We start from the raw sequence: 1,316 nt of genomic DNA on the forward strand, positions 1-1,316 counted from the left end.
CTCATCGACATTCGACTTCTTCAGCATGTTCAACTCCATTTCCAGACACACGTTTTACCCCAAATTCGTGTCCAGAAAAATCGGAGGCGGTTCACTGAGAGCTTGTCATAGCGGGTAGCAACGCGCCGGAATTGTTTGATGCGACAAAAGAACCGTTCGACCAGATTTCGAGAGGCATACAGATGTTCATCCAAAGGACGTTGCTCAACACGATTGGCGCGACTGGGGATGACAGCTTGAATGCCCGCCGATTCCAGATGCTGCAGGATCGCGTTTGTATCGTAAGCCTTGTCGCCAGACAGACTGGCGGGTCTCAGTTCCCAGCAACGGCAGAGCCTCGGGGCTGTCTCCCGCCTGTCCGCCCGTCAGATGGAAGCGAGCGAGCATACCCAGGCCGTCGACCAGAGCGTGAATCTTGGTGCTCAATCCACCGCGCGAGCGCCCGATCGCCTGTTCGCCTTTTTTTCGCCGTACCGGCGGCATGCTGGTGGGCGCGCACAATCGTATTGTCAATGAAGACTTCCTCAAGGTCAGCGTCGCCCGCAAGCTCGGCGAGTACCGCATGCCATATTTCCGCCCGAGACCATCTGGCAAAGCGTTGGTACACGCTATTCCACGGTCCAAAATCGGGCGGCAAATCGCGCCATGGGCTGCCAGTGCGTGCGATCCATAGCACGGCCTCGACAAACAGTCGATTGTCTCCTGCGGTCCGCCCCGGGTCGGTGGACTTGCCCGGCAGCAAGGGGGCGATCCGTTCGTATTGGTCATCGCTGAGCATCAGTCTTGGCATCCTGTTCTTCCGCAAAAGACAGGATGTATAGCGCCAGGATAAGTCTGGGAATGGGGGAAGTACCGAAGTATGGACAGAAACCATTCGCTGGATTCCAGAGGGTTCGACTCCCTCCCGGCAAAGCCTAACCAGCAGCCGCGAAGCGAGCTTTGCATGCGAGTGCGGTAACGCACTACTTGAAGCGTAAGCAGCAGGTACTGAAGCCGTATGATTGAGCCTCGATATGTCAAGCGCAGGGTGTCTTCATTCTTACATTGATGGGGACAGCACTGTCTGGTCGCCATGGTGAGACCAGACAGACCAGCCGGGGTCTGAGAGCAGGGCAAAGGTACGGGATGGAATCTCCAGAAACCTGGGAGATCCTGTAGTCGACCAATCCGGGAAGCCGATGGCGCGAGGCTATAAACGGGCCGGGCTCTTGCAGGGGCTTGCGAGAAATTGACTTGAAATTGAGTGCCGTATCCGTCGAGCAGTTTCGCCAGTTCGGCATCGATGGTTTCCTTCGTCCAGGTGATGAAGCGGCGCC

At 56.8% G+C, this 1,316-nt stretch carries 1 pseudogene; it reads right to left on the bottom strand.

Features of this window, described 5'->3' with window-relative positions:
- Positions 1 to 29: 29 nt before the first annotated feature.
- Positions 30 to 790, bottom strand: a pseudogene (locus P3T23_RS47700) (IS5 family transposase).
- Between the last annotated feature and the right edge of the window lie 526 nt (positions 791 to 1,316).

The sequence above is a fragment of the Paraburkholderia sp. GAS448 genome, from assembly GCF_050435685.1.
GTDB lineage: Bacteria > Pseudomonadota > Gammaproteobacteria > Burkholderiales > Burkholderiaceae > Paraburkholderia.